The sequence below is a fragment of the Kitasatospora sp. NPDC034035 genome (genome assembly GCF_055575755.1).
Window position 1 is genome coordinate 17,228 of record NZ_JBVISA010000034.1, and the last position, 24,608, is coordinate 41,835.

At 72.0% G+C, this 24,608-nt stretch carries 19 protein-coding genes and 2 pseudogenes; 14 read left to right on the forward strand and 7 right to left on the reverse strand.

Translation table 11 applies throughout. The features are described 5' to 3' along the window. Window positions 1-168: 168 nt before the first annotated feature. Window positions 169-521: pseudogene (locus ACZ52J_RS34475) on the reverse strand (hypothetical protein); the annotation flags it as partial. 640 nt (window positions 522-1,161) lie between these two features. On the opposite strand from ACZ52J_RS34475, the gene ACZ52J_RS34480 reads away from it, so the two are divergent. Then, complete coding sequence (locus tag ACZ52J_RS34480) at window positions 1,162-2,472, forward strand: hypothetical protein (RefSeq protein ID WP_465624412.1); 1,311 nt, start codon at window positions 1,162-1,164, stop codon at window positions 2,470-2,472. Window positions 2,473-2,555: 83 nt separating this feature from the next. Here the strand turns inward: ACZ52J_RS34480 and ACZ52J_RS34485 are convergent, their stop codons facing one another. Then, window positions 2,556-3,095, reverse strand: coding sequence for a hypothetical protein (locus ACZ52J_RS34485; RefSeq protein ID WP_465624414.1), 540 nt, complete (start codon window positions 3,093-3,095; stop codon window positions 2,556-2,558). A gap of 266 nt (window positions 3,096-3,361) precedes the next feature. Between ACZ52J_RS34485 and ACZ52J_RS34490 the strand changes: the two genes are divergently transcribed. Further along, window positions 3,362-3,670, forward strand: a complete 309-nt coding sequence (locus tag ACZ52J_RS34490) for a transposase (RefSeq protein ID WP_465624415.1) — start codon at window positions 3,362-3,364, stop codon at window positions 3,668-3,670. Window positions 3,671-3,711: 41 nt separating this feature from the next. Next, window positions 3,712-4,143 carry a transposase gene (locus ACZ52J_RS34495; protein ID WP_465624514.1) on the forward strand — a complete coding sequence of 144 codons (432 nt, stop codon included), beginning with the start codon at window positions 3,712-3,714 and terminating at the stop codon, window positions 4,141-4,143. Window positions 4,144-4,205: 62 nt separating this feature from the next. On the opposite strand, the gene ACZ52J_RS34500 is transcribed toward ACZ52J_RS34495, so the two are convergent. The 3 genes and pseudogenes from ACZ52J_RS34500 to ACZ52J_RS34510 form a co-directional block, all read right to left on the reverse strand. Beyond that, window positions 4,206-4,859 (reverse strand): DEAD/DEAH box helicase family protein, encoded by a 654-nt coding sequence (locus ACZ52J_RS34500; RefSeq protein ID WP_465624417.1) that lies wholly within the window; start codon window positions 4,857-4,859, stop codon window positions 4,206-4,208. Between the two features lie 167 nt (window positions 4,860-5,026). Further along, window positions 5,027-5,143 (reverse strand): hypothetical protein, encoded by a 117-nt coding sequence (locus ACZ52J_RS34505; protein ID WP_465624419.1) that lies wholly within the window; start codon window positions 5,141-5,143, stop codon window positions 5,027-5,029. 49 nt (window positions 5,144-5,192) lie between these two features. After that, a pseudogene (locus tag ACZ52J_RS34510) lies at window positions 5,193-5,599 on the reverse strand (helix-turn-helix transcriptional regulator); the annotation flags it as partial. A gap of 93 nt (window positions 5,600-5,692) precedes the next feature. On the opposite strand from ACZ52J_RS34510, the gene ACZ52J_RS34515 reads away from it, so the two are divergent. After that, window positions 5,693-6,088, forward strand: a complete 396-nt coding sequence (locus ACZ52J_RS34515; RefSeq protein WP_465624421.1) for a VOC family protein — start codon at window positions 5,693-5,695, stop codon at window positions 6,086-6,088. Between the two features lie 385 nt (window positions 6,089-6,473). Here the strand turns inward: ACZ52J_RS34515 and ACZ52J_RS34520 are convergent, their stop codons facing one another. Beyond that, a complete protein-coding gene (locus ACZ52J_RS34520) occupies window positions 6,474-6,863 on the reverse strand; it encodes an aggregation-promoting factor C-terminal-like domain-containing protein (protein WP_465624423.1) in 390 nt (129 codons plus the stop codon). An 804-nt stretch (window positions 6,864-7,667) separates the two neighbouring features. On the opposite strand from ACZ52J_RS34520, the gene ACZ52J_RS34525 reads away from it, so the two are divergent. The 10 genes from ACZ52J_RS34525 (at window position 7,668) to ACZ52J_RS34570 (ending at window position 23,627) form a co-directional block, all read left to right on the forward strand. Then, a complete protein-coding gene (locus ACZ52J_RS34525) occupies window positions 7,668-8,192 on the forward strand; it encodes a hypothetical protein (RefSeq protein ID WP_465624424.1) in 525 nt (174 codons plus the stop codon). A gap of 325 nt (window positions 8,193-8,517) precedes the next feature. Then, complete coding sequence (locus ACZ52J_RS34530; RefSeq protein WP_465624426.1) at window positions 8,518-9,489, forward strand: phosphotransferase family protein; 972 nt, start codon at window positions 8,518-8,520, stop codon at window positions 9,487-9,489. Between the two features lie 137 nt (window positions 9,490-9,626). Then, window positions 9,627-10,223 carry a hypothetical protein gene (locus tag ACZ52J_RS34535; RefSeq protein WP_465624428.1) on the forward strand — a complete coding sequence of 199 codons (597 nt, stop codon included), beginning with the start codon at window positions 9,627-9,629 and terminating at the stop codon, window positions 10,221-10,223. A gap of 863 nt (window positions 10,224-11,086) precedes the next feature. After that, the gene (locus tag ACZ52J_RS34540) at window positions 11,087-12,553 is read left to right on the forward strand and encodes an aminotransferase-like domain-containing protein (protein ID WP_465624430.1); all 1,467 of its coding nucleotides are present in this window, start codon (window positions 11,087-11,089) and stop codon (window positions 12,551-12,553) included. Beyond that, window positions 12,550-13,671 (forward strand): 3,5-dihydroxyphenylacetyl-CoA synthase DpgA, encoded by a 1,122-nt coding sequence (dpgA, locus tag ACZ52J_RS34545; protein WP_465624432.1) that lies wholly within the window; start codon window positions 12,550-12,552, stop codon window positions 13,669-13,671. Before ACZ52J_RS34540 ends, dpgA begins: the two co-directional genes overlap by 4 nt. Window positions 13,672-13,692: 21 nt before the next feature. Then, window positions 13,693-14,376, forward strand: a complete 684-nt coding sequence (gene dpgB, locus ACZ52J_RS34550) for an enoyl-CoA-hydratase DpgB (protein WP_465624434.1) — start codon at window positions 13,693-13,695, stop codon at window positions 14,374-14,376. Beyond that, window positions 14,373-15,674 (forward strand): (3,5-dihydroxyphenyl)acetyl-CoA 1,2-dioxygenase DpgC, encoded by a 1,302-nt coding sequence (dpgC, locus tag ACZ52J_RS34555; protein WP_465624436.1) that lies wholly within the window; start codon window positions 14,373-14,375, stop codon window positions 15,672-15,674. The genes dpgB and dpgC overlap by 4 nt, the downstream gene beginning before the upstream one ends. Window positions 15,675-16,087: 413 nt before the next feature. Further along, window positions 16,088-16,315: an MbtH family protein gene (locus tag ACZ52J_RS34560; RefSeq protein ID WP_360509477.1), complete on the forward strand. Its 228-nt coding sequence runs from the start codon at window positions 16,088-16,090 to the stop codon at window positions 16,313-16,315. Continuing rightward, window positions 16,312-18,342, forward strand: a complete 2,031-nt coding sequence (locus tag ACZ52J_RS34565) for an ABC transporter ATP-binding protein (protein ID WP_465624438.1) — start codon at window positions 16,312-16,314, stop codon at window positions 18,340-18,342. Before ACZ52J_RS34560 ends, ACZ52J_RS34565 begins: the two co-directional genes overlap by 4 nt. Window positions 18,343-18,677: 335 nt before the next feature. After that, complete coding sequence (locus ACZ52J_RS34570; RefSeq protein ID WP_465624440.1) at window positions 18,678-23,627, forward strand: amino acid adenylation domain-containing protein; 4,950 nt, start codon at window positions 18,678-18,680, stop codon at window positions 23,625-23,627. Between the two features lie 113 nt (window positions 23,628-23,740). Here ACZ52J_RS34570 and dpgD read toward each other — a convergent pair whose 3' ends face one another. After that, window positions 23,741-24,562 carry an enoyl-CoA-hydratase DpgD gene (dpgD, locus tag ACZ52J_RS34575; RefSeq protein WP_465624442.1) on the reverse strand — a complete coding sequence of 274 codons (822 nt, stop codon included), beginning with the start codon at window positions 24,560-24,562 and terminating at the stop codon, window positions 23,741-23,743. Between the last annotated feature and the right edge of the window lie 46 nt (window positions 24,563-24,608).

Sequence of the window (24,608 nt, forward strand, 5' to 3'; positions counted from 1 at the left end):
GAGTCGACGCGGGCCTCAGCCCTGGCCGAGCCCCCCGGCCTCCTCTCCGTCCGCAAGGACGGCCGCGCGCTCGGCTGGATCGAGCACGGTGCCGGCCGCGTGGGGCCCGGCTGCCTGCGCCTCACTCCCAGCGGCAACCGATCTACGGGGCGGTGTGCCTGCGGCGGCGGTGCGGGCGGCGTGCTGCATCCCGGCCTCGGTCAGGTGCCGGCGGCCGCCGGCGAGATCCTGACGGATCTGCTGCTCCACCGCTGTGAACACCCGGTAGTAGCTGTCGTCGTACGCCTCGACCAGTTGATAGGTCCACATGCCCGGGATGACGTCCCGGCCGAGGATCTCTTGTTCGACCAGGTCAGCCTGTTCTCCGCGCCCGGCCCGGCACAGCATCCGCACCGCCTCGGCGAGCATCCGGTCGGCGCCGCCCGTCATGTGGTGCACCGTGTACAGGTGGCCGCGGGCCCGCTCGGTGTACTCCAGCGCCGTCATCAGCATCCCCAGCGCCTCGATGGTCGCGTCGCCACCCCGGGCGGCCGGCGGTGCGCCTCGTCCGGCTGAGTTTTTCGAGGTGATTGGGCTCCACGCTTCCGGTGGGTTCAGGTACCAGGAGTTTTTCGGCGAGTTCGGGCTCCACCCGTGTGATGGTCTGTGACATGCCGCTTTCGGCGTAATCGGCGGTTGTGGGCCGTCTGGCGGTCACGATGTGCTTGTTGATCACAGTCCTGGTAAGGGAGACCGCTGGTGCACAGGTCTCGTGAGGTGCTGTTCGGGAGGATCCGGTGGGCCGAGCGCGAGCAGGGGCTGTCGGGTCGGGGGCCGGCGGTTCGGTTCAAGGTGTCGCGGCGTACGGTGCGGCTGGCGTTTGAGTCTCCAGTGCCGCCGAAGCGGAAGGCGCCTCCTCCGCGGCCGAGTGTGCTGGAGCCGGTGAAGGTCTTCATCGACGCGATACTGCAAGACCTTCGGCGACGCCCGCGTCTGCGCGGCCATCGCCGACCGGATCACCTTCCGCTGAACCCTTATCCAAACCGGCACGGAGTCCTACCGCTGCCTGGCCATCCAGGAAACCCTTTCCCCGGCCCGAAAATGACGACTCCCCAGCCCCCTGGGCCGGTGGGCCTCAACCGCGGGCGTGGACGGTGCCGTCTGTCACGCGCGGTCTGTGCCATGGTCCTTGCCCTCGCGTCCGCGCTGGCCTGGGTCGTGACCGGTCCGTCCGATGCCGCCCGGGCCGCGACCGCGTGTGCGGCGAGTCTGTGCGTCCTCAACGCGAGTGCCGCAGACGCCCTGTACGTCCACCCCGGCAGCGTCCAGGTCACCGGCAGCATCCTGGTCAACTCGACGAACAGTCAGGCCGCGCTCGTCAGTGGCACCACCTCGGTCATCGCGAACGGGGGCACCATCGGCGGCCCGGCGGCCCCGGCCGGCTTCGCCACCGCGAGCGGCGGCTCGTACAGCCCGGCCCCGGTCAACCAGCCCGCCGGCACCGACCCCTACGCCGCCTTGGCCCAGTGCCCGGCCGCATCGGCCTGTCCTTCGACACCGACCCCGCCGTATCCCTCGGTCAACCACATCTCGGGGAACCAGACGATCAGCCCGGGCGTGTACACCAGCATCTCGTCCCTGTCCGGCACGCTCACCCTCAATCCCGGCACGTACGTCATCACCGGCACCAACGGCATGACGATTTCCGGCGGGAAGGTGAACGGCACGGGGGTGACGATCTACCTCGCCTGCCCCTCCTACCCGACCGCCTGCGCGGCGGGCACCAGCGGTGCGTCCTTCACCGACCAGAGCGGAGGCAAGACCACGCTCAGCGCACCGACCACGGGGGCCTTCACCGGTCTTTCGATCATCGCCGACCGCAACAACACCGCGGGGGTCACGGTTTCGGGAAACGGCACGTGGATCACCGCCGGCGGCGTGATCTATACGGCCGCGGGGAAGCTGACGGCCGCATCCGGAGGCAAGGCCAGCTTCACCCGCGCGGTCGTGGACAGCGTCGAGACCAGTGGCAGCAACAGCTCCCAGATCACCGTCATCCCGACCACGGGCACGTTGTCGATCAGCGTGCCGGCCACGGCGGGCCTGGGCAGCGCGGCGCCCGGTGGCACCATCAGCGGTGCCCTCGGCTCGGTGACCGTCTCGGACGGGCGGGGACTGGCCACCAGCACGTGGACGGCGACGGTGTCCGCCACGAACTTCACCACCGGCGGAGCCTCGTCCGCCGAGACGATCACCACCACGAACGTCTCGTACTGGTCCGGACCCGCGACGAACACGAACGGAACCGTGACGGCTACGCCGGGCCAGAGCGACGCCTCGGCAAAACAGTCGCTCAGCAGTTCGAGAACCGGCTTCACCACCACCGGCAACGGGAACAACTCCACGAGCTGGGCCCCCACGGTGGTGATCGCGGTCCCCGCCGCCGCGGCAGTCGGCACCTACACCGGCACCGTGACCCACTCCGTCGCCTGATGCCGCCATCCGCTGCCGGTGAACGCATTCGGGCCCGCCAGGTTCAGCGGACATCCGCGGTCGTGCGCCACAGGCCGGCTGGGCTACGCGACCGAATGAGTCACCGTCCCGGCGTAGGTGCCGTTCACCGCAGCGGCGGGGATCGCGACGACGAGCGTGGGGTTCCACGTCGCGGAGTTGTTGCCGGTACCCGCAGTGAGGCTGTAGGCGGTGCGGCTGACGTTGAGGCTCTGGGCCTGGGCCGACGTGGCCTGGCCGGGCGTGAAGACGCCCACGCCGGTGGTGGAGCTCGCGGTTCCCGACCAGTAGGAGACCGAGCTGGCCGGGACCGTCTCCGGAGCCGTGCCGCCGCCCGTCTTGAAACTGGTGGAGATCGCGGACGCGGTCCAGGCGGCCGTAAGCAGAGCTCGGGAGTCGGTGACCGTGACATTGCCCAGTTGTCCGCTGACGGAGTTTCCGGGCAGTCCGCTCCCCAGGCCCGCCGGGCCGGCGGGGACCGAGATCGCTAACGAACCACCCGAGACGGAGAACGTGATCGCCGTGTCTCCGGGCGCGGCACCGGCTACTCCGGCGTTGGCGACAACCATCGCGGCTGCGGCGGCTACGGAATATCGGATGCGCATGGGTTTCTCCTTTGTCGTCCAGGCCCGGAACGGCAACCGTCCGGGCGACGCGCACTGCGGCGAGTGGCCGAGCCGGCCATTGGTCCGGGCGTACTGAGCCCGCGTCAACGATCAGACTGAGTCCTCGTCGGCTCCTCCAGCGGGCTGGGCCCGAGACCGCGCGTCTTGTCAGGGAGGCAGCCCCGGGGCCCAAAGTCATAAGATAGTGATGGTGCGTGCAACGCCTCTCGGGACACTCCGCCCCGAGTCACCAGGTCACCCGATGAGTGGCTCCCGGTCTCACCGGAAGACCTGCGGACCCCGAGGCCCGCCACGTCCACAAGACCCGCACCCACCGCCAGGACGGCTACAAGGCCCACCTCGCCGTCGAGCCCGAGACCACGATCTACACCGACGTCGAGCTGACCCCCGGCAACGGGGGCGAGCACCACGAGGCCCAGGTCGCCCTCGACTTGCTCGCCGACGAGCCTGAACCCGGTGGACGCGTTCGGCGAGACCGCCTACTCCACGGGGCCGACCCGCAGGGCCCTGCGGGAAGCAGGGCACCGGCTGTTCCTCAAACCCCGCCCCACTGACGACCGCCGTCCCGGGCGGTTTCAGCCTCGACGACTTTGCCATCGACACCGCGGCCGCCACAGCGACCTGCCCCGCCGGTCACACCGTCGCCTTGTCCGCACCGTCCGGCCGACACATGCAGCGCAAGGCGGTCTTCACCGGCCATTGCACCGGATGCCCCCTACGCGAACGGTGCAGCCGGGCCAAGGCCGGCCGGATCGTCACCATCCGCCCCGACCACGACCTCATGTCCCAAGCCCGCCAGGCGGCGAGCACACCCGACTGGCAAGCTACCTACCGCCGCCGGCGCCCACCCGTGGAACGCGCCGTCGCCTGGCTCGTCGGCCACGGCAACCGGCGCCTGCGCTACCGGGGAACGATCAAGAACAACGCCTGGCTCCACGCCCGCGCCTCAGCCCTCAACCTCCGGACCCTGATCAACCTCGGACTCACCCACAACGGCACCACCTGGCAGGTCGGGGCTGCCGCCTGATGGCGGCAGCCCCGACCACAGCAAGATCTTCATCAGCCTTCTAGGTCTGTTGCGAAGGTGGATCAAGGTTTTCCTTCGGGAAATGCCCGGTCCGTCCAGCCTCGTGACAGCCCGAGAAGGCCTGACCGCAAGGCCTCGCGCTGGTTGGCAACCCAAAGCTCCACCTGGTCGGTGGAGTCCGCGACGGACCGGTCCGTGGTGACAATCAGATGGGTGGACCATCGTCGGTCACCGACGGTCCAGTCGGTCCAGCGGTTCCAGACCATCTCGGACCAGCTGCCGTCGGTGATGACATCCGGCCGGTGCCGGGGGTCCTGGGCGTGCTTGCGATGCCAGTCGGCCCAGCCGAAAAAGGCTTCGACGGCTGGCGTGTCCCACCGGCCCGGATCGCGTTCGGTGAGTCTGCGGCGCCGGATCCCGTCGGACACGTCGACCAGACATACCGCGATTCCCTCCAGCAGCGGTGCCGACGGAACGGCCAAAACCTCACCGAGCGGAGACTGGCCGGTCAGCAGCAAATCGAGTCCGTGCCGCTGGTAGTCCAGTGCACGGCACACCCACATCTCGGTCGTTCGGTTCCGCCAGATCCGGTCCGCGTCGTCCGGAACACCGAGTTCGTCGAAGTCGTGCACGACGATCCCGCCGATCCGTTCACCGATGGCATGGGCGATGGTGGTCTTCCCCGAGCAACTGGAACCCGTCAGTTTGAGCAGCACCCGGCCAGAGTGGCAGGTCACCGGTGGACATTCCATGTGTTTCCCGGCTCCGCACCGTCCTGCTCGCAGCCATTCGTTGGTGACCACGACCAGGACCGTCGCCTCGCAGCGCACGGCGAGCTGCGGTGAGCACGCCTGTGCCATCTCATGACATCGGGTCCTCGCGGTCAGGCTCGGCGGGCGTAGGACGTCAGGCGATCGGCGAGCGCGATGACGAGGTCGCGCAGCTCAGCGGGGCGCTCGATGACGAACGGCCGGTCGAGTGAGGCGAGTACCGGGGGCAACCGGTCGAGCCGCTCCGCCCGCAGCTCGACGCGCAGCCAGCGCTCAGTCGCCGGGCTGATCGGTGAAGGCGAGAGCTTCCAGGAGTGTGTCGAGCCGGCGGGCGATGTGCTTGGGCAGCACTCGCCGGATCTTCGCCGATGCCGTCTCGTTTGCCGTGTGCTCCGTCGTCGTCAACCCTGCTCGGCGGCCGACGACCAGGCCGAGCAGCACGGCCAGTGCCTCGTCGTCGCTGAGCAGGAGCGGAGGCAAGCGGTACCCGGGGGCGAGCCGGTAGCCGCCGTAGCGGCCGCGCGCACCGATTCCACGGGCACGTCGAGGTCGATCAGCTGGTCCACATACCGGCGCACGGTGCGCCCTTCGACGCCGAGCCGGTCGGCGAGTTCGGCCACTGTCCGGGTGCCGCCCGACTGCAGCAGCTCCAGGAGTGTCAGTACGCGGCCGGTGGGGCCAGGCATGTTCGCAGCCTAACGCGAATACAGGACCGATTCTGTCCACTATTTCTCCTAGCCTGCGGCGTGCACGCTTTCAGCACAGCCAAGGAGATTCCCATGGACTTCGTCTCGATCCGCATCATCACCGGCGACGTGGCGCGCCTCGTCGAGTTCTACGAGCGAGCCACAGGGGCACGGGCGACGTGGGCCACCGAGGACTTCGCCGAACTCAGGACCGCGGGCGCCACCCTCGCGATCGCCGGGACCCGCACCGTCCCGCTGTTCGCCCCGGGCTCTGCCCACCCGGCGGACAACCACAGCGTGATCACCGAGTTCCTCGTCGACGACGTGGACCGCGTTCACCAGAACCTGACCGACTTCGTCACCGACTTCGTCAACGGGCCCACCACGATGCCCTGGGGCAACCGGTCACTGCTGTTCCGCGACCCCGACGGCAACCTCGTCAACCTCTTCACCCCCGTCACCCCCGTCACCCCGGCGGCCATCGAGTAGTTCGCAGTACGGGGTGCCCGGTCTGCCGGTGGTGGCAGTCGGCGTCGTGCCGGTGTCGTTCCGGGGCCTCGGGCTCCGGTCCGGCGGAGCATCTGGACCACTGCCGCGTTGCCGGCGGTGCTCTGCGGCGCAGGGAGGCCCGGGGGCGGCGCCGGGCTCGCGGCCTGGGGTCGGCGGGCCGGTGCCTTGCCTTTCCGTGCCTCGGCAGACCGGGCCCGTTCTTCGGCGTGCATGGGACCGCTCCCTCGGCGAGCGGGCGATTCCCCTCTGGATGCCTGAGGCGGGGGCGGTCGGACCACGTGCACGAGGTACACGAGGGCAGAGCAGCGGCAACGTGCGTGGGCTGTATGGGTGGGTGGGGCGGCGGATCGGCGGGTGGGGCCGGTCAGTAGTTGTGGTGGATCTGCCAGTAGGCCCAGGCCTGGTTCGGGCTGCCGTAGCGGCTGTTCATGTAGTCGTAGGCCCACTTGATCTGGGTGGCCGCGTTGGTCTTCCAGTCGGCGCCGGCGGAGGCCATCTTGTTGCCCGGCAGTGCCTGGGCCAGGCCGTAGGCGCCCGAGGAGGGGTTGGTCGCGGTGACGTTCCAGCCGCTCTCGTGGGAGATGATCTGGTCGAAGGAGGCGAGCTGGTCGGCGGGGACGATGCTCGCGGCCAGCGACTGCGGGGTGGTGGCCGAGGCGGCGGTGGGGACGATGGCGGCGCCGATCGCGGCGATGCCGACGGCGGTGGTGAGCAGGGCGGCGGACTTGCGCATGCGGGTGGAGATCACGGGCATGTGGGGGTTCGACCTCAATCGTGGGGGTGCCTGGCCCCGCGGCTCGGCGGGCCCAGCAGGGCCGGCGGGCGGGAGTCGGCACCGGGGCGGTCACGAGTGGTGACCGCCGAACGGGAGCTGCGGCAGCGGATGGAACCACCGTCGCAGCCGGCGACTGAGCCATTGTTAGCGGGGGTGGCGGCCGGTTCCAAGGGGTGCCCGCTACGACGCGGCGTCGTAGCCGAGCCGGGCGAGCGTGCCCGTCGGACGCGGGCCGGTACCCGTCGACCGGGTGGTCAAACCTGACCAGATCTGGACTTTTGTGGCGATTTGTACCGGTTTGAGCTGCGGAAACAACGGAGGCCCGGCCGCACGCGCGGGAGCACGGCAGCGGCGGCGGTCGGCCGGGCCGGCGCCGGGGGCGGGGCCGGGGAACGTCCTACTAGGAAGGGTAGGAGGTGCGCGGGGCGCGTGAGAACCGTCACGGGCCACCCCGGTCCGGCACCCGCCTCAAGGGGATCCAGATCACATCGCGGGTGACTGTCGGCAACCACCTGGTGGCGCCGACGCGCGTTCGACTCGAGCCCCGATTCCTGCCAGACCTGGACGCCCATGGCCCGGGCGTGCCGTTTCCCGAGCTGCCGGAGGCGGGCGGCCGGGCGCGTACTGCGGGCCTGGGCAGGTGCCAGGTCGGCTTGGAGCGAGGCCCGACCCACCGGCGATCCCGCGCCACGGCCCTCGAGCCGCGTGGGTAGGACCGGTCCATCTCGGTGACGGCCCAGTATCGATGTGGCGTGCCGTTCCTGTGCGTGGCAGCATGCGGCCATGTCGACGAGCGAACCCCCCGAGACCGTGGCCGAGGCAGTGCGGGAACTGCGGGAGATCGCCCACTCTTGGGTCGACGGCCGGCATGGCGACCCGGAGCTCCTGGTCGAAGCCGCACTGCGTGCCCTGAGCGCAGGCGTCTACACACCGTCGCTGCTGCACCTCGCCGCGTTGAGCCGCCTCGAGCACGAGCAGGCCTCGGAGCTGTTCGGCCAGGTGATGGAGGAGCTCGGATTCGGCTTCCACCCGCCCGAAGGCTACTGGGAGAGCCGCCTGGCGCTCGCCCGCTGGTGGGCCACCGAGATCGTCGGCGGGTGGCTCGACCCCTTCGAGGGCACCTCGCTCATCCTCTACGAGGTCGCGGAGGCCTACGGGCGGTGCGAGGAGTTGGCTCCCGTCATCGACGCGGCGACCGGGCACTGGGAGCGCGGCGGGCAGCAGCGGTCCCCGCACGAGATCACCGCAGACCTGACACGGGTCGCCCAGGAACTCGTGGCCCGCATCCCGCCGCCCGTCCGCCCCTGACAGCACGCGTCACCGACGCCCGCACCCGCGGCGAGGCCTGCGGCCCGCCCAACCCCCTCCTCGCCCCGGGGCCGGCGACGAGCAGACCGCGACGCAGCTGGCGGCCTGCGCCCGAGTGTGGGAACGGGCGGCGAGGGAGCAATGGTCAAGACCTGTGGACGAGATGACGCGCGGAGCAGGCTGCGGTGATGGTTCTTTGAAGTTCCCCACCCCCGGGCTATGGGTGCGGACAGACCTGCGCGCCCAACTTTCCCTCCACCGCGCTGACTTGCGGACAGCCCGTAAGGGGTCGCGGGTGCCGTCGTCCGGATGATGAGGTGGCACGGTGACCCATCATGATGAGGCGGCGACTGTCCGACCGTTGACACTGGCCTGGGTGGGTCGGCACCTGGAGGCCGGCGAGCGGATCGTCGGAGTCGAGGCGCTGCACGGCGGCGCCACCGCTGACATGCGGAGGCTGACCATCGGCACGCGGGCCGGAGGCACCCGGCACCTGGTGCTGCGCTCCTTTGTCGACCCGACCCGGCAGGGGCCGGCCGAGGACCTCCTGCACAGGGAGGCCCACGCCCTGACCACGTTCACCGGAACCGGCGTGCGGGCTCCCGGACTCGTTGCCGTCGATCCGACCGCCGCGTACTGCGAGTACCCCTCGCTCCTCATGACCCACCTGCCGGGCCGGACGGTCCTCGACGACGAGGGGCTGGAGGCGCGCCTGCCCCTGCTGGCCCGTCAACTCGTGGCGGTCCACGCGGTGCGGCCGCCCGTCCGGCCCTGGGAGTACGTGGCGCTGACGACCGCCGACACTGTCGTGACCCCCGAGGGCGCCGACGTCGCGGTCTGGGCCGCCGCGATCGACGTGATCCGCAGGCCCGCGCCGCGCTACGAAGGGCGGTTCCTGCACCGGGACTTCCAGCCCGGCAACGTGCTGTTCGACCTGTCGCCCGAGGACCCGGCCGGTGCCGCCGGTGCCCGGATCACCGGCGTCGTCGACTGGGCGGCGGCCTCCTGGGGCCCGGCGGACCTCGACGTGGCGCACTGCTCCACCAATCTCGCGCTGCTGCACGGGCCGGCGTGGGGCTTGCGCTTCACCGAGGCGTATCAGGAGGCCGGCGGGATGCTGGCCACGGCCGCGGACGAGCGGCTGTACTGGCAGGTGCGGGAACCATTGGCGTTCTCGGAGGAAGTGCAGTGGGTGGCGCAGCCGTGGCGGGAGACAGGACGGACCGAGCTGACGACACGAACTGTGGAGGAGCGGCTGGATGCCTATGTCACCTCCCTGATGGACGCGCTGGGCTGAGCCAAGGCGGTCCGGGGCCCGGCCCCGACCTCATCGTTTACCGGTCAACCAAGTGGGGAGTCGAGCAAACCCTGGGGAGTTTCGGTCGGGCATCCCCATCAGCGGTGCCCAGCCGGGTCGGTCCTATGCTGACGGTCGTGCAGGTACTGGGTGTGAGCAGTGAGGACGAGATGGTCGCCTGCTTCTTGAACGGCGAGCTGGCCAGCGGCAGGTTCGGCCGGAACCTCCGGTCTCATCTGGCGGCAGCCGGGCAGGCCGAGCAGTTGCTGACGCATCCGGACCTGTCCGACGCTGGAGCGAACTTCGCACGTCGCGCTCTGCTCGCCGCGACGCGCGGGTACGGCGAGAACCGTGACCTGTTCGAGAACTTCCCCGTTCACGTCACGTGGACCAGGGCACTCCTGTCCGCCGACGAGGCGGCCGGCGTGCGCTACCTCGACTATTCCTACTGGGTCGAACTGTCGGGTGGCAGCCGCCGGCCGGCCGACGCGGCCGCACGCGTCAAGGCAGGTCTACGGGCGTTCGACGTGCCCAACGAACCGTTCGTCGATGCGGCCCACGCGTTCATCAGAGGCGAGCGATTTCCTCCGCTCATCCTCGTCGGAGAGCGGCAGGACAACCTGGTCTGCCTTGAGGGCCACCTGCGTCTGACCGCCTACGCCCTCGTCGGCTTCCCGACCGGTATCGAGTGCCTGATCGGCACCGCGCCGGCCATGGGACGCTGGGCGCGGTAGTCCAGTCGCACCAAGCTCTCGCCGCCCCAAATCAGCCTGGCTGAGGACAGGTCAGCTCAGCCATGGGTCGGCTGGTGGCTCCTTCAGCCGATCAAGCTGCCTGCTCCTCGCGTTCGACGAGGACACCGTTCTCGAAGCGTGCGCCGGCGCGAACCAGCGGCACCAGATGGGCACCGGCGATCGCACGCCACACGACCAGATCGACTCCCGGCCCTGGTCGGCGATGACGATCCGACAGGTGGCGAACCGGACCCGGAAGGCTCGCCGGTTGAGGCCCGCGAAATCGGCGCCCACAGCGCCATGTCCGGATCACCTCCGGGCTCCAGTCCCTCATCCGCCGGGCGTCCGCGACGGCCGCGTCAACCATGCACCCGCCCAAGGGGTTTGCCGGCCGGCGGTCACGCGCCGGTCCCGGGTTGCGATCGGCTCTTCGGCGTCCGCGTCCGTGGACCCGTGGGCCGCGAACCAATAAGCGCCGGACGAAGACCCGACGCGTCGATCATGCACCACGCCACCGGCCCCGGGGCCCTGGCGGCAGCAGGCTGTAGCGGCCCGGAAACCCTCAGCGCTTGACAGGCTCTTGCCCGGGGGCGCGTACTGGAACGAGGACAAACAGCAGACAGGGCCCTGTGCTCCAGGTATCCGTTCGATATCCGTGGCCGGCGCGAAGTGGCGGCAGGGCGTGCTCGGATGCCCGACATCCTCGCGTCGCCTCGCCCGGTCCTTCGACGGCCGTTTTCTCGCGCGTGGGCACCACGCCCCGCATCGCCGGGCGGTTGGTGCACTCACGGTGACGCTGCCGGGGACCGGGGCCCGCGGCCGGGCCCGAGGGGCCGTCATGAAGCCGAAGTCGAAACCGGCCGATGGCCGACCGCAGCAGGAGGACGATACCGGCGAACCGCCGGTGGACACGCATCGCTTCCTGTGACGGTCACGTCGGGCGACTGCGGCTCGTCCACGGAAAGGCGGGCATCATGGTGCTCGATTCGACAACGCTGCACTCGAGCATCGAGGATCCGGTTCTCGACCGGATGAACTTCCTGAACGAGATCACGTTCAGCTACCCGGACGCGGTGTCCTTCGCACCGGGGCGTCCTTATGACGGCTTCTTCGAGGTCGAGGAGGTCCATGCGCACCTGCGCCGGTACGCGAAGTACCTGGAGAGCCGGGGCGCGGAGCTGGCGGAAGTGCGCAGCGGCTTCTACCAGTACGGGCCGGCCGCGGGGCAGATCCGGGAGCTGATTGCGTACTCGTTGCGGCAGGACGAAGGGCTCGAGGTCGCGCCCGAGTCGATCGTGGTGACCGTCGGTGCGCAGGAAGCGATGTTCCTGGCGCTGCGGACACTGTTCGCGACGCCCGAGGACGTGCTGCTGCTCGTGACTCCCTGCTATGTCGGCATCATCGGGGCCGCGCGGCTGCTGGACATCCCGGTGGTCGCGGTGCCCGAGCGCGACGGGCGGCTGGTGGTGGCGGACCTCGACGGGGCCGTACGTGCGCAGCGCGCGGCGGGCCGCCGGCCGCGGGCGGTCTACGTGGTGCCGGACCACGCCAATCCCACCGGGTCCACGCTGGACCTGCCGACGCGCACCGCACTGCTCGAACTCGCCGGGCGCCACGGGCTGCTCGTCCTGGAGGACAGTCCCTACCGGTTGAGCGGCCCCGGGCCGCGCCACCCCATGCTCAAGGCGCTCGACGGGTCGAGGAGCGTCATCCAGCTCGGCACCTATTCCAAGACGCTGTTCCCCGGTGCCAGGGTCGGCTACGTCGTGGCCGACCAGGAGGTGCGTGACGGCTGCGGGCGAGTCCGGCTGCTCGCGGACGACCTGGCGAAGGTGAAGAGCATGGTCACGGTCAACACCTCCTCGCTCAGCCAGGCGGCCGTGGCGGGTGCGCTGCTGAGCGCGGACGGCCGGCTCTCCGTCCTGAACGCGAAGGCTGCCGAGCACTACCGCCGCAGCATGGCCGAGACGCTCGCGCAGTTGGAGCGGTGGCTGCCCGAGGGGCGTCGCCGGGAGCTGGGGGTGGACTGGAACAGTCCCGACGGCGGCTTCTTCCTCACTCTGCGCACCGGTTTCCGTACCGGCACCGCGGCTCTGGAGCGCTCGGCCCGCGACTTCGGCGTGATCTGGACGCCCATGGAGTTCTTCCATCCGCACGGCGGGGGCGAGCAGGACATCCGGCTCTCCATCAGCTGTCTGACGCCCGGGCAGGTGGCCGAGGGGGTCGAGCGGCTCGCGCGGTTCGTGGAGGCGCTCAGCAGCGAGACGCACGGCGACGGAGCGCACGGCAAGGACGTGCCCGGCACCGGAACGGAGAGTGACGCACCATGACCACGGCCCTGGACCGAGCACTGATCGCCACGGCCCCGCGCATCCTGAGCGTGGGCACCGCCGTGCCCCCCGAACACTATTCCCAGGAGGAACTGCTCGACCTGTTCGGGATCACCGACCGGAAGGTGCGGTCCGTCTTCCTGCTGGGCTCCATCCGGCAGCGCTCGCTGGTGCTGCCCCCGGCAGCGCCGGACGGCACCAGGCTCCGGGAGTCCCAGGGCGACCTCCTGGACAAGCACAAGGCCTGGGCCGTGAACATGGGAGCGGACGCGCTGGCCCTGTGCCTCAAGCGGCTCGGGGCCGACCTGTCCGAGGTGGCGTACCTGTGCTGCGTGACCTCGACCGGCTTCCTCACCCCGGGCCTGAGCGCGCTGCTGATCCGCGAGCTCGGCATGGACTGGCACACCGCGCGGGCCGACATCGTCGGCATGGGCTGCAACGCCGGGCTCAACGCGCTCGCCGTGGTCGGCAACTGGGCCGCGGCGAATCCGGGCCGGCTGGCCGTAATGGTCTGCTCGGAGGCCTGCTCGGCCGCCTACACGATGGACTCCACCATGCGTACGGCCGTGGTCAACAGCCTCTTCGGCGACGGCGCCGCGGCGGTGGCGGTCATGGCCGACCCGGACGGTGGCGAAGGGCCCGAGGAAGAGGAGGAAGGGCCCGGCCGCCACCTCGACGGCCCCCGGATCCTGAAGGCCGCGGGCGTCACCATCGTCGACGCCATGGATGCGATGCGCTACGACTGGGACCGCGACCAGGACCGTTTCAGTTTCTTCCTGGACCCGCAGATCCCCTACCTGGTCGGCGCGCACGTGGAGGGCGTCGTCGACCGGCTGCTCGCCGGCACGTCGCTGCACCGCGACGACGTCACGCACTGGCTGGTGCACTCCGGCGGCAAGAAGGTCATCGACGCGGTGGCCGTCAACCTGGGGCTGACCCGCCACGACCTGCGGCACACCATCACCGTGCTGCGCGACTTCGGCAACGTCTCCAGCGGCTCGTTCCTCTTCTCCTACGACCGGCTCCTGCAGGAAGGCGTGGTCCGCCCCGGCGACTACGGCGTGCTCATGACCATGGGCCCGGGTTCAACGATCGAATCCGCACTCATCCAGTGGTGACCCAACGCAAGGAAGACCGCCATGCCCGTCAACGCACTCCCCGAAAGCCCCGCGCTGCATGTGGACGGCAGCCGGGAGATCTCGGCCGAACTGGCCCACGCCGTCTCCGCCCTGTGCGACGAGGCGGAGTCCACCGGGGCCGATTTCGCGACCCTGTACGTCTCCGGCGCCCCGACGGGCGAGGCGGTGGCGAAGGTGTCCGACGTGGCCGCCGTCACGAAGTGGGAGCGGGCCGTTCGGCGCTTCGAGCGGCTGCGACTGCCCACGCTGGCGGCGGCGAGCGGGGAGTGCGGCGGTGCCGCGCTGGACCTGCTGCTGGCGGCTGACGTCCGGGTGGCGGCGCCGGACCTGCGGCTGCTGCTGTCCTTCCACGACCAGGGGACCTGGCCGGGCATGGCCGGCTTCCGACTGGTCCAGCAGCTCGGGCTGGCCTCGGCGCGCCGCACGGTGCTCTTCGGGGTGCCGATCACCGCTCGTGAGGCGCTGGAGCGGTGCCTGGTGGACCAGGTGAGCAAGGACCCCGGGCGCACCCTGGCGGCCGCCGCCCGGATGCTGCGCCGCCTGTCCGGCCCCGAACTCGCGATCCGCCGCCAACTGGCCTTCGACGCCCAGTGGATGAGCTTCGAGGACGCGCTGGGCCCGCACCTGGCCGCCTGCGACCGCTCGCTGCGGCGCACCCAGGCGGCGAACGAGGTGACGGCGTGAGCACGTCGAACGCGCAGGCGCCGGCCGCCGTGCGGGGACGCGCCGCGGACGGGTTCGAGCGGGCGGCCCGGCTGCTGCCGCCGTTTCCGGAGCCCGGGCCGCGCACCGGCGAGCCGCGCGCCCGTACCGAGCAGGCGCTGGAGGCCGCCCGCGCGCAGCGCACCGCCTTCCTGGACTGCCACGCCGAGCCGCTGTACGACCGGCTCACCGGGGACCGTACCCGCCGGCTCCGGCTCGACGGCCTGGTGGAGGGCGCAGCGTTCGTGGTGCCCGGTCTGGTGCCCACGCCCGCGCAGCTGCGGGCGGAGCGTGCCACGCCGGTGCGGGAGCGCCTGGGCTACGAGATCGACCTGGGCGTCTTCCTGCGCGGCCTGCTGCGCTGCCCGGCCGCCGGCGACCACCTGATGGACTCCATGCTCCGGCCCACCGAGCGCGCGCTGGGCCTGCTCGGGGAGTTCGAGGCCACCGGGGTGGTCCGGCTGGAGAGCACGAGGCTGGAGCGGCGCGAGGGGGTGGCCCGGATCACCATGTGCGCCGGAGACCGGCTCAACGCCGAGGACGAGCAGCAGGTCGACGACATGGAGACCGCGGTCGACCTCGCGCTGCTGGACCGGCGCTGCGAGATCGGGCTCGTCCGGGGCGGCGAGATGACGCACCCGCGCTACGCGGGCCGCCGGGTGTTCAGCGCCGGGATCAACCTCAAGCACCTGCACGCGGGCGAGATCACGCTCGTCGGCTTCCTGCTGCGCCGTGAGCTCGGCTATCTCCGGAAGCTGCTGCTCGGGCTGCGCACGGACGGGGCGTCGTGGCGCTACCCGCTCACCGACATGCCGTGGGTGGCCGCGGTGGACGGCTTCGCGATCGGCGGCGGCATGCAGCTGCTGCTCGCGGTGGACCACGTGCTCGCGGCCTCCGACGCCTACCTGAGCCTGCCGGCCGCGCAGGAGGGGATCGTCCCGGGCGCGGCGGACTTCCGGCTCCCCGCGGTGACCGGCCCCCGGCTGGCCCGGCAGATCATCCTCGGCGGCCGGCGGGTGCGTGCGACCGACCCCGAGGCCCGCACGCTCGTCGACCAGGTCGTCGACCCGGCGGACCTCGACCGGGCCGTCGAGCGCGCCCTGGAGCTGCTGCGCGACCCGGCCGTCACCGCCAACCGCCGCATGGTGAACCTTGCCCTGGAGCCGGCGGACGGCTTCCGCGCATACATGGCGGAGTTCGCGGTCCAGCAGGCGCTGCGCGTCCACGCGGCGGACGTGCTCGGCAAGGCGGGCCGTTTCACGGCGCGCCCGCCCGGTTGACGCCGTGCCAGGGCCGCCTTCCCCTCCCCCGCCGCCGCCCGGCGGCCGGTACCCGAACGACAAGGAGACCGAGTTGACATCCTCCACCGGCTGAAACCGGAGGATTCCAACCCTCACGGGTCGGGCTTCCTGCTTCACAGCCGGTTGCCGACCTGGGGCTACCAGCGAAGGGACGGTGTACCGCCCATCGGTCTTACATCAGCTCCCCAGACCTGACTTCCCGCCAGCCCGGCGGGAGGCCGGCCCTGAACTCGGTTGTCACCCCGAATTGGCGCGATCAACTATCACGCACAGTGACCCGAGGAGCGGGGACAGCGGTCCGCCTTGACGGCGAAACGCTGACTCCTACCCCGCTACGCGGGAAGTCCGTTTCCTCCCCCGGCCAAAGCCGGGGGCATCCACGGAGGTATCAGATGACCAGCCCCTTCGACGACCCGGACGCCTCCTACCTCGTGCTGATCAATCCGCGGGGCCAGTACTCGCTGTGGCCCGCGTTCGCGCAGGTGCCGACCGGGTGGCGGATCGCCTACGGCCGGAGCGCCCGCGACGAGTGCCTGGCGTACATCGACCGCGCTTGGACCGACCAGCGACCGCCGGGCCCGGTCACGGTGCCGGGCGGCGCCCAGGTGGCCGCAACATGATGGCCGGCCCGGGCCCGCTGATCACGGTACGGGCCACCGGCGGCGACGGCGCGGAGCCGACCCGGGGGCACGTCAGGCCCGGCACCTCGCGGCGGATCCGGCCCTACCTGCTGCCCTACCGTCGGCAGATCGCCGCGCTGCTGAGCCTGACCGTGCTCGACGCCGTCATCACCGTCTCCACGCCGCTGCTGTTCAAGGTGCTCATCGACCACGGCATCATGCCCCGCGACCGGGGCGTCGTGGCGGGCGCCGCCGCCGCGGTGGCGGGCCTGGCACTGCTGCAGGCGCTGGTGGGCTTCCTGGTGAGCCGCAGTTCGGCGCGCATCGGCGAAGGGCTCATCTACGACCTGCGCACCGAGGTCTTCGAGCACGTGCAGAGGCAGCCGCTGGCGTTCTTCACCCGGACGCAGACCGGTTCGCTGGTGAGCCGGCTCAACACCGACGTGATGGAGGCCCAGCAGGCGGTGACCGTGCTGCTGTCCAACGTGCTCTCAAGTCTGGTGGTACTGGGCCTGGTGATCGCCACGATCTTCTACTTGTCCTGGGTCGTCGGCCTGGTCGTGCTCGTCACGGTGCCCCTCTTCGTGCTGCCGGGCCGCGTCGTCGGGCGCCGGCTGCAGCGCAACCTGCGCACGTCGATGCAACTGGACGCCGAACTCGGCTCGCTCATGCAGGAGCGCTTCAACGTGGCCGGTGCGCTGCTGGTCAAGCTCTACGGCCGGCCGCAGAGCGAGGCCCGGCGGTTCGCCGACAGCGCGGCGCGGGTCAGGGACGTCGGCGTGGTCACCTCCGTCTACTCGCGCATGCTGCTGGTGACGGTGACGCTGCTGGCGTCGCTCGCCACGGCGGCGGTCTACGGCGTCGGCGGCGAGCTGGTGGTCGACGGGGCCATGCAGATCGGCTCGCTGGTGGCCCTGGCCACCCTCCTGGCACGGCTCTTCGGCCCGATCAACCAGCTCTCCAACCTGCAGTCGAACTACCTGACCGCGCTCGTCTCCTTCGACCGGCTGTTCGAGGTGCTGGACCTCAAACCGCTGATCGTGGAACGGCCCGACCCGGTCACACTGCCCGCCGCGGCCCGGTCCCGGGCCCCGGAGGTCGAGTTCGAGGACGTCTCCTTCCGCTATCCCGCGGCGGGAGAGATCTCCCTCGCCTCGCTCGAAACGCTGTCGCTGCCCGCGCCGGAACGCTCCGGCGACACCCACGCGCTGCGCGGGGTGAGCTTCCGCGCCCCGGCGGGCCGGCTGACCGCGCTCGTCGGGCCCTCCGGCGCGGGCAAGACCACGGTCAGCCAGCTGGTGGCGCGGCTCTACGAGCCCACCGGGGGCACCGTGCGGATCGGCGGCCACGACGTGCGCGACCTGTCCCTGGCCTCGCTGCACGACACCGTCGGCATGGTGACGCAGGAGGCGCACATGTTCCACGACACCATCCGCGCCAACCTGCTCTACGCCAAACCGGGCGCCACCGAGGCGGAGCTCGTCGAGGTCTGCGAGGCCGCGCAGATCTGGGACATGGTCTCCGCGCTCCCCAACGGCCTGGACACCGTCGTGGGCGACCGCGGCTACCGCTTCTCCGGCGGCGAGAAGCAGCGCCTGTCGATCGCGCGGCTGCTGCTCAAGAAGCCGTCCGTGGTCGTGCTCGACGAGGCCACGGCACACCTGGACTCGGAGTCCGAGGCGGCACTGCAGAAGGCGCTGTGGACCGCCCTGGCCGGCCGCACCGCACTGGTGATCGCCCACCGTCTGTCCACGATCCGCGAAGCCGACCAGATCCTCGTGCTCAAGGGTGGGCGCGTGGTCGAACGCGGCCGGCACACCGAACTCGTCGACGGCGGCGGCCAGTACGCGGAGCTCTACCGTACCCAGTTCGCCAAGCCGCCCGCGCCGCGCCCGGAAACCGAGCAGCACTCGGCGAACGGCTACGGCGACCTTCGCCCGCTGCCGCCCGGCGGAGGGCCCCTGCGCCGGCTGCCGCCGCCCGAGACCGCACCGGACCCCGACCGACCCGAAGGGAGAGCACATTGACATCCCCCTCCGACTGAAGCCGGAGGATCCAACCCTCACGGGTCGGGTTTTCTGCTTCACAGCCGGTTGCCGACCTGGGGTTACCAGCGAAGGGGCGGTGTACCGCCCGTCGGTCCTACATCAGCTCCACAGACCTGACTTCCCGCCAGCCCGGCGGTAGGCCGATCCGGGACTCGGCTCCCACCCGAATTGGCGTGATCAACCCATCACGCACGGCAACCACGGCAGTGGGGGCAGCGGTCCGCCTTGACGGCGAAACGCCGCCTCTTGCCCCGCCACGCGGGAAGTCCGTTTCCTTCCCCGGCCGAGGCCGGGGGTATCCACGGAGGTGCCAGATGACCCAGTTGACGGTCGAGGACGTGTGGCCGCTGTCCCCACTGCAGGAGGGGCTGCTGTTCCACGCCTCGTACGACCAGGACGCGCCCCGGGACGTGTACGTGGGACAGCGGATCCTCAACCTCGACGGCGATCTGCGGCCCGAGGCGCTCAAGGCGTCCTGGCAGGCGATGCTGGAGCGGCACGCGAGCCTGCGGGCCGGCTTCCGCTCCCGTTCGGCCGGCGACACCGTCCAGGTGATCGCCAAGGGCGTGCGGATCCCGTGGACGTACGCCGACCTCGGCGCACTGGGCGACGAGCAGGCCGAGCAGGAGGCCGGACGCCTGGCCGCGGTCGACGCGCGGCGCTTCGACCTCGGCATGCCGCCGCTGCTGCGGGTACTGCTGTTGCGCGTGGGCCCCGGCCGGCACCGGATGGTGGTGACGATGCACCACATCCTGATGGACGGCTGGTCGCTGCCGGTCCTGTTCCACGAGCTGTGGGCGGTCTACGGCAACGGCGGCGACCCCTCGGTGCTCCCGAAGGTGCCGCAGTACCGCGACTACCTCGCCTGGCTGGTGCGCCGGGACACCGACGCCGCGCGCGAGGCGTGGCGCGCGATGCTGGCCGGCGCCGAGGAGCCCACCCTGGTGGGCCCCGACGACCGCGGCGGCCCGCCGGTGGTGCTCCGGCACGTGGTCGACCGGCTCGGCGACGACCTCGCCGACCGGCTGCGGGAGACGGCACGCGCCGCCGAGGTCACCCTCAATCGGGTCTTCCAGGTCGCCTGGGCGCTGCTGGTGGGCAAGCTGTCCGGCCGGCTGGACCCGGTCTTCGGCGCGACCGTCTCCGGCCGCCCCGCCGAGGTGCCGCACGCGGACCGGATGGTCGGGCTGTTCATCAACACCGTGCCGGTGCGCGTGCCGCTGGACGCGGCCGTGCCCTTCCGCGAGGCCATGGCGGCGCTGCAGGACCAGCAGGCCGCCCTGCTCGACCACCAGCAGCTGAGCCTGCCCGAGATCCAGCGCGCCTGCGGCCCCGGCGCGGTCTTCGACACCCTGCTGGTCTTCCAGAACTACCCGCGCGGCCCGATGGTGGCCCCGGCGCCGCCGCCCGGCGGACAGGACCGGGCGCCGCGGCCCGACGGTCCCCCGCCCTGCGGCGAGGGGCTGGGCGGCACGGCGCTGAGCAGCGGGGAGCAGGGCGGCGGCCCGCTGCCCCCGGGGCCGCCGCCCGCCGACGGGCAGGACGGTCCGCCGGGTCTGCGGCCCGGGGACGATCGGCCGGGCCCCGCCGCCATCCGGGTCTCGGCCGGCGGCGGCGAGGAGGCCGCCCACTACCCGTTGACCATCGTGATCACGCCGACCGACGACATCGAGGTCCGACTGGACTACCGGCCCGACCTGTTCGACGAGCGCACCGCCCGCGGCCTGGTCGACCGGATGCTCCTGGTGCTGCGCCAGGTCGCGGACGACCCGGACGTGCCCCTGGGCCGGCTCGACGTGCTGACCGGCGAGGAGCGGCAGGAACTGAACGGATCCCGGAACCGGACCCGCCGCGAACTGCCCGGTGCGACGCTCGCCGAGCTCTTCGAGCAGCAGGCGCGCCGCACCCCCGGGGCCGTGGCCGTGGTGGCCGGGGACGCCGAGCTGACCTACGCCGAACTGGACCGGCGGGCGAACCGGCTGGCGCGCCGGCTGGCCGGGCTCGGCGTGGGCCCGGAGACACTGGTGGGCGTGGTGGCCGAGCGCTCACCCGAGCTGATCACCGCGCTGCTGGCGGTGGTGAAAGCCGGTGCGGCGTACCTGCCGATGGACGGCAGGCACCCGGCCACCCGGCTCGGCGCGGTGGCGGCGGAGGCGGGTGCGGCCGTCGTGCTGGTCGACACGCCGAACGCCGAGCGGGGCCTGGCCGACGCCGCGCTGTTCGCGCCCGCCGAGGTGCTCCGCCTGGAGCCGGCCCGCACGGGTACGCACTCCCCCGCCTCGAACGGTGACGACGCGGCCCTGCCCCCGGTGCGGGTGCGGCCGGAGAACCTCATGTACGTCATCTACACCTCGGGTTCCACCGGCCTGCCGAAGGGCGTCGCGGTGACCTACGGCAGCGTCCTCGCGTTCTGCCTCGACGAGTGCTGGTCGAGCGAGACCCTCCAGCGGGTGCTGGTGCAGGCCAACCACGCCTTCGACGCCTCCACGTACGAGATCTGGACGACGCTGCTGCACGGCGGCCGGCTGGTGCTCGTGCCCCCCGGGGACATCGACACGGTCGAGCGCGGCCGGCTGATCGCGGCCCAGAAGGTGACCAGCCTGCACGCCACGGCCGGGCACTTCCGGGTGCTCGCGGAGCAGGCCCCGCACATCTTCGACGGCGTGCGCGAGGTCTCCACCGGCGGCGACATCGTCTCCGCGCACGCCGTCCGGACGCTGCTACGCTCCCACCCCGGCCTGGTCGTACGCACCACCTACGGCCCGACCGAGTCCACCGCCTTCGCCACCCAACTGCCCTTCACCGACGCAGAATCCGTGCCCGACGTGGTGCCGCTGGGCCGGCCGATGGACAACACCAGGGCGTTCGTCCTCGACGCGTTCCTCAAGCCCGTACCCGTCGGCATGACGGGCGAGCTCTATCTCGCCGGGGCCGGGCTGGCCCGCGGCTACCTCGGCCGCGCCGCGCTCACCGCGGAACGCTTCGTCGCCTGCCCCTTCCCCGCCGACGGCGAGCCCGAGGGCGCGCGGATGTACCGCACCGGCGACCTGGCGCAGTGGACCCGTGAGGGGCAGCTGCTCTTCCTCGGCCGCGCCGACAAACAGCTCAAGATCCGCGGGTTCCGCATCGAGCCGGCCGAGATCGAGGCCGTGCTCGCCGCGCACCCGGACGTCGCCCAGGCGCTCGTGGTCGCGTTCGAGGACGCGAGCGGCCACAAGCGGCTGGCCGGGTACGTCGTGCCGGCCGACGGCGATCAGGCCTCGCCCGACCCGCGGGCGCTGGAGGAGTACCTCGCCGGGAAGCTGCCCGACTACATGGTCCCGGCCTCGGTGACCGTGCTCGTCGCACTGCCGGTGACGGCCAACGGCAAGGTCGACCGGGCCGCCCTGCCGCTGCCCGTCTTCTCCGCCAGCGCGGCGGGGCGAGCCGCCGCCACCGACACGGAGGAACTGCTGTGCCGGCTCTTCGCCGAGGTGCTGAACCTTGAACGGGTGGGAGCCGAGGACTCCTTCTTCGCCCTCGGCGGCGACTCGATCACCTCCATGCTGCTGGCGGGGCGGGCCCGCAAGGCCGGCCTGGCGGTCACCCCGCGCCAGATCTTCGAGCTGCGCACACCCGCGGAACTCGCACGGGTGGCCGAGTCGATCGACGACACGGAGGCGGTGCACGCCGAGGAGGTCCCCTGCGGCCCGGTCCCGCTGACCCCGGTGATGCACGAGATCGCAGCACGCACGGGCTCGGCGGCGCGCGCGGGCAGCCAGTCGATGGTGCTGACCGCCCCGCCCGGTCTGACGCCCGACCGGCTGGCCGCCGTGCTCCAGGCCGTCGTCGACCGGCACGACGTGCTGCGGGCGCGGCTGGAGGAAGCGGACGGGCGGCTGGTGATCCCCGAGCCGCACGCGCCCGCGGCGGTGCCCGCGGCGGACCTGGTGACCCGGGTGGAGGCGGTGGGCCTCGACGGGACGCGGCTGGACGCGCTGCTCGACGAACAGGCCGCGGCCGCCGAGGCCGCGCTGGCGCCGCAGGACGGCGTGATGCTGCGGGCCGTACTCATCGACCGCGGCGCCGCGCAGAGCACCCTGGTGCTGCTGACGGCCCATCACCTGGTGATCGACGGCGTCTCCTGGCGGATCCTGATGCCCGACCTGGCCCTCGCCCACGCGGCCCTGGCCGCGGGGGGCGCGGACGCGGCGAGGGCGGCAGTCGCCCCCGAGCTCACCTCGTTCCGCCGCTGGGCGAGCGCCCTGGCGGAGCGGGCCAGGGCGCAGCAGACGGTGGACGAACTGCCTGCCTGGAGGCGGGTGCTCGACCGGGTCGAGCCGCCGATCGCCGGCCGGCCGCTCGACCCGCGGACCGACACCGTGGGAGGCGGGCTGTCCCGCGCCGAGCTGACCGTTCCGGCGCGGACGGCGGGATCGCTGCTGGCGGCGCTGCCCGCCGCCTACCACGCGGGAATCGACGACGTGCTGCTGTCCGGGCTCACCGCGGCGCTGGACGAGTGGCTGCGCGCACGCGGCGGGCGGGCCCCGGAGGGCTTCCTGATCGACCGGGAGGCGCACGGCCGGGTGCCGTTGTCCGAGGACATGGACCTGACGCGGACCCTCGGCTGGTTCACCGCCGTCCACCCGGTGTGGCTGGAGCCCGGTCCGATCGACACGGCCGAGGTCCGGGCGGGCGGCGCGGACGCCGCGCGGCTGATCAAGCGGGTCAAGGAGCAGCTGCGGCAGGGGCCGGGCGACGGTCTCGGCTACGGCCTGCTCAGGTACGTGAACCCGGCCACCCGTTCGGTGCTCGAGCCCCTCGCGGCACCGCAGATCGGGTTCAACTACCTGGGCCGGTTCGGCGGCCCGCGCGGGGAGCCGGGCTCCCCGGGCGCCGACGGGGCGCCGTCCGGGGTGGACGGTTCCCCGCAGGCCGGCTGCGGCGGCCCGCGCCCATGGACGCCGGCGGACGAGCACCCGGCACCCGACGGCGGCGTCGACCCGTCGATGCCCCTGCGGCACGTGCTGGAGATCAACGGCTCGGCGCGGGACCTGCCCGAGGGACCGGAGCTGTGCTTCGTCCTCGAGTCACCCCGCGGGCTGCTCACCGGGGCTGAGCTGGGCGATCTCGCCGAGCGCTGGCGGGCGGTGCTCGAGGGCCTGGTCCGGCACGCCTCCGAGGGCCCCGGGGGTCACACCCCGTCGGACTTCTCGCTGATCTCGCTGGGTCAGGAGGACATCGACGAGTTCGAGTCCGCCTTCGGCGGGGCGGGCGGCGGCTGACCCGGGCCCGGTGGCGCTGCGGTGCGGCGAAGCGGCGTGGGGTCTCCCGGCCCGCCGACGGGCCGGGAGAGCCTTGGCGCAGCGCGGTGGCGCGCCGGCGACCGGGGGCCGTCTCAGCGCCCGCGCCAGACCGGTTCGCGTTTCTGCGCGAAGGCGCGCGGCCCCTCCTTGGCGTCCTCGCTGGCCCGGCGGGCCTGCTCCCACCGGTAGCGGGTGGTGAACGCCTGCTCCAGCGGCAGGTCCACCGAGCGCATCACGGCCTCCTTCAGGGCGCGCTGCGACAGCGGCGCGCAGCGCAGCAGGTCGGCCGTCCACCGCTCGACGCACTCGTCCAGCCGTTCGTCCGGCACGACCTCGTTGACCAGCCCGAAGGCCAGCGCCTCGCCCGCCGACATCCGGCGCCCGGTGAGCAGGTACCCCATCGCGGCCTTGAGCGGGATCTGCCGGGCCAGCCGGAAGGCCCCGCCCGCGCCCGGGACCAGCCCGAGGGTGGCTTCGGGCAGGGCGAAGACGGCGCTCTGCGCGGCGATCACCAGGTCGCAGGCGAGGACCAGTTCGAAGCCGCCGCCGACGGCGTAGCCGCGGACCCGGGCCAGGACCGGTTTGGACAGGGAGAAACGGTCGGTCAGGCGCGGCCACCCTGGCAGGTCCTTCGAGCCGAAGGTCGTCGGCGGGGCCCCGTCGCGGTCGAGCCGCGCCCGCTCCTTGAGGTCCTGTCCGACCGAGAAGGCGCGTTCGCCCGCGCCGGTCAGCACGACCAGCCGCACCTCGTCGTCGCGCTCGACCTCGTCCCAGACCTCGCCGAGTTCCGTGTGCATCCGCAGGTCCATCGCGTTGAGCACCTGGGGCCGGTTCAACGTCACGCGCGCGACGTGCCCGGCCCGCTCGTAGAGCACGGGCCGGTTCGCCGCAGATGCCTCCTGCACGGGGTCCACGCGGACAGGCTATCGGGGGAGGCGGGCCGTGACATTCCCCTCGTAG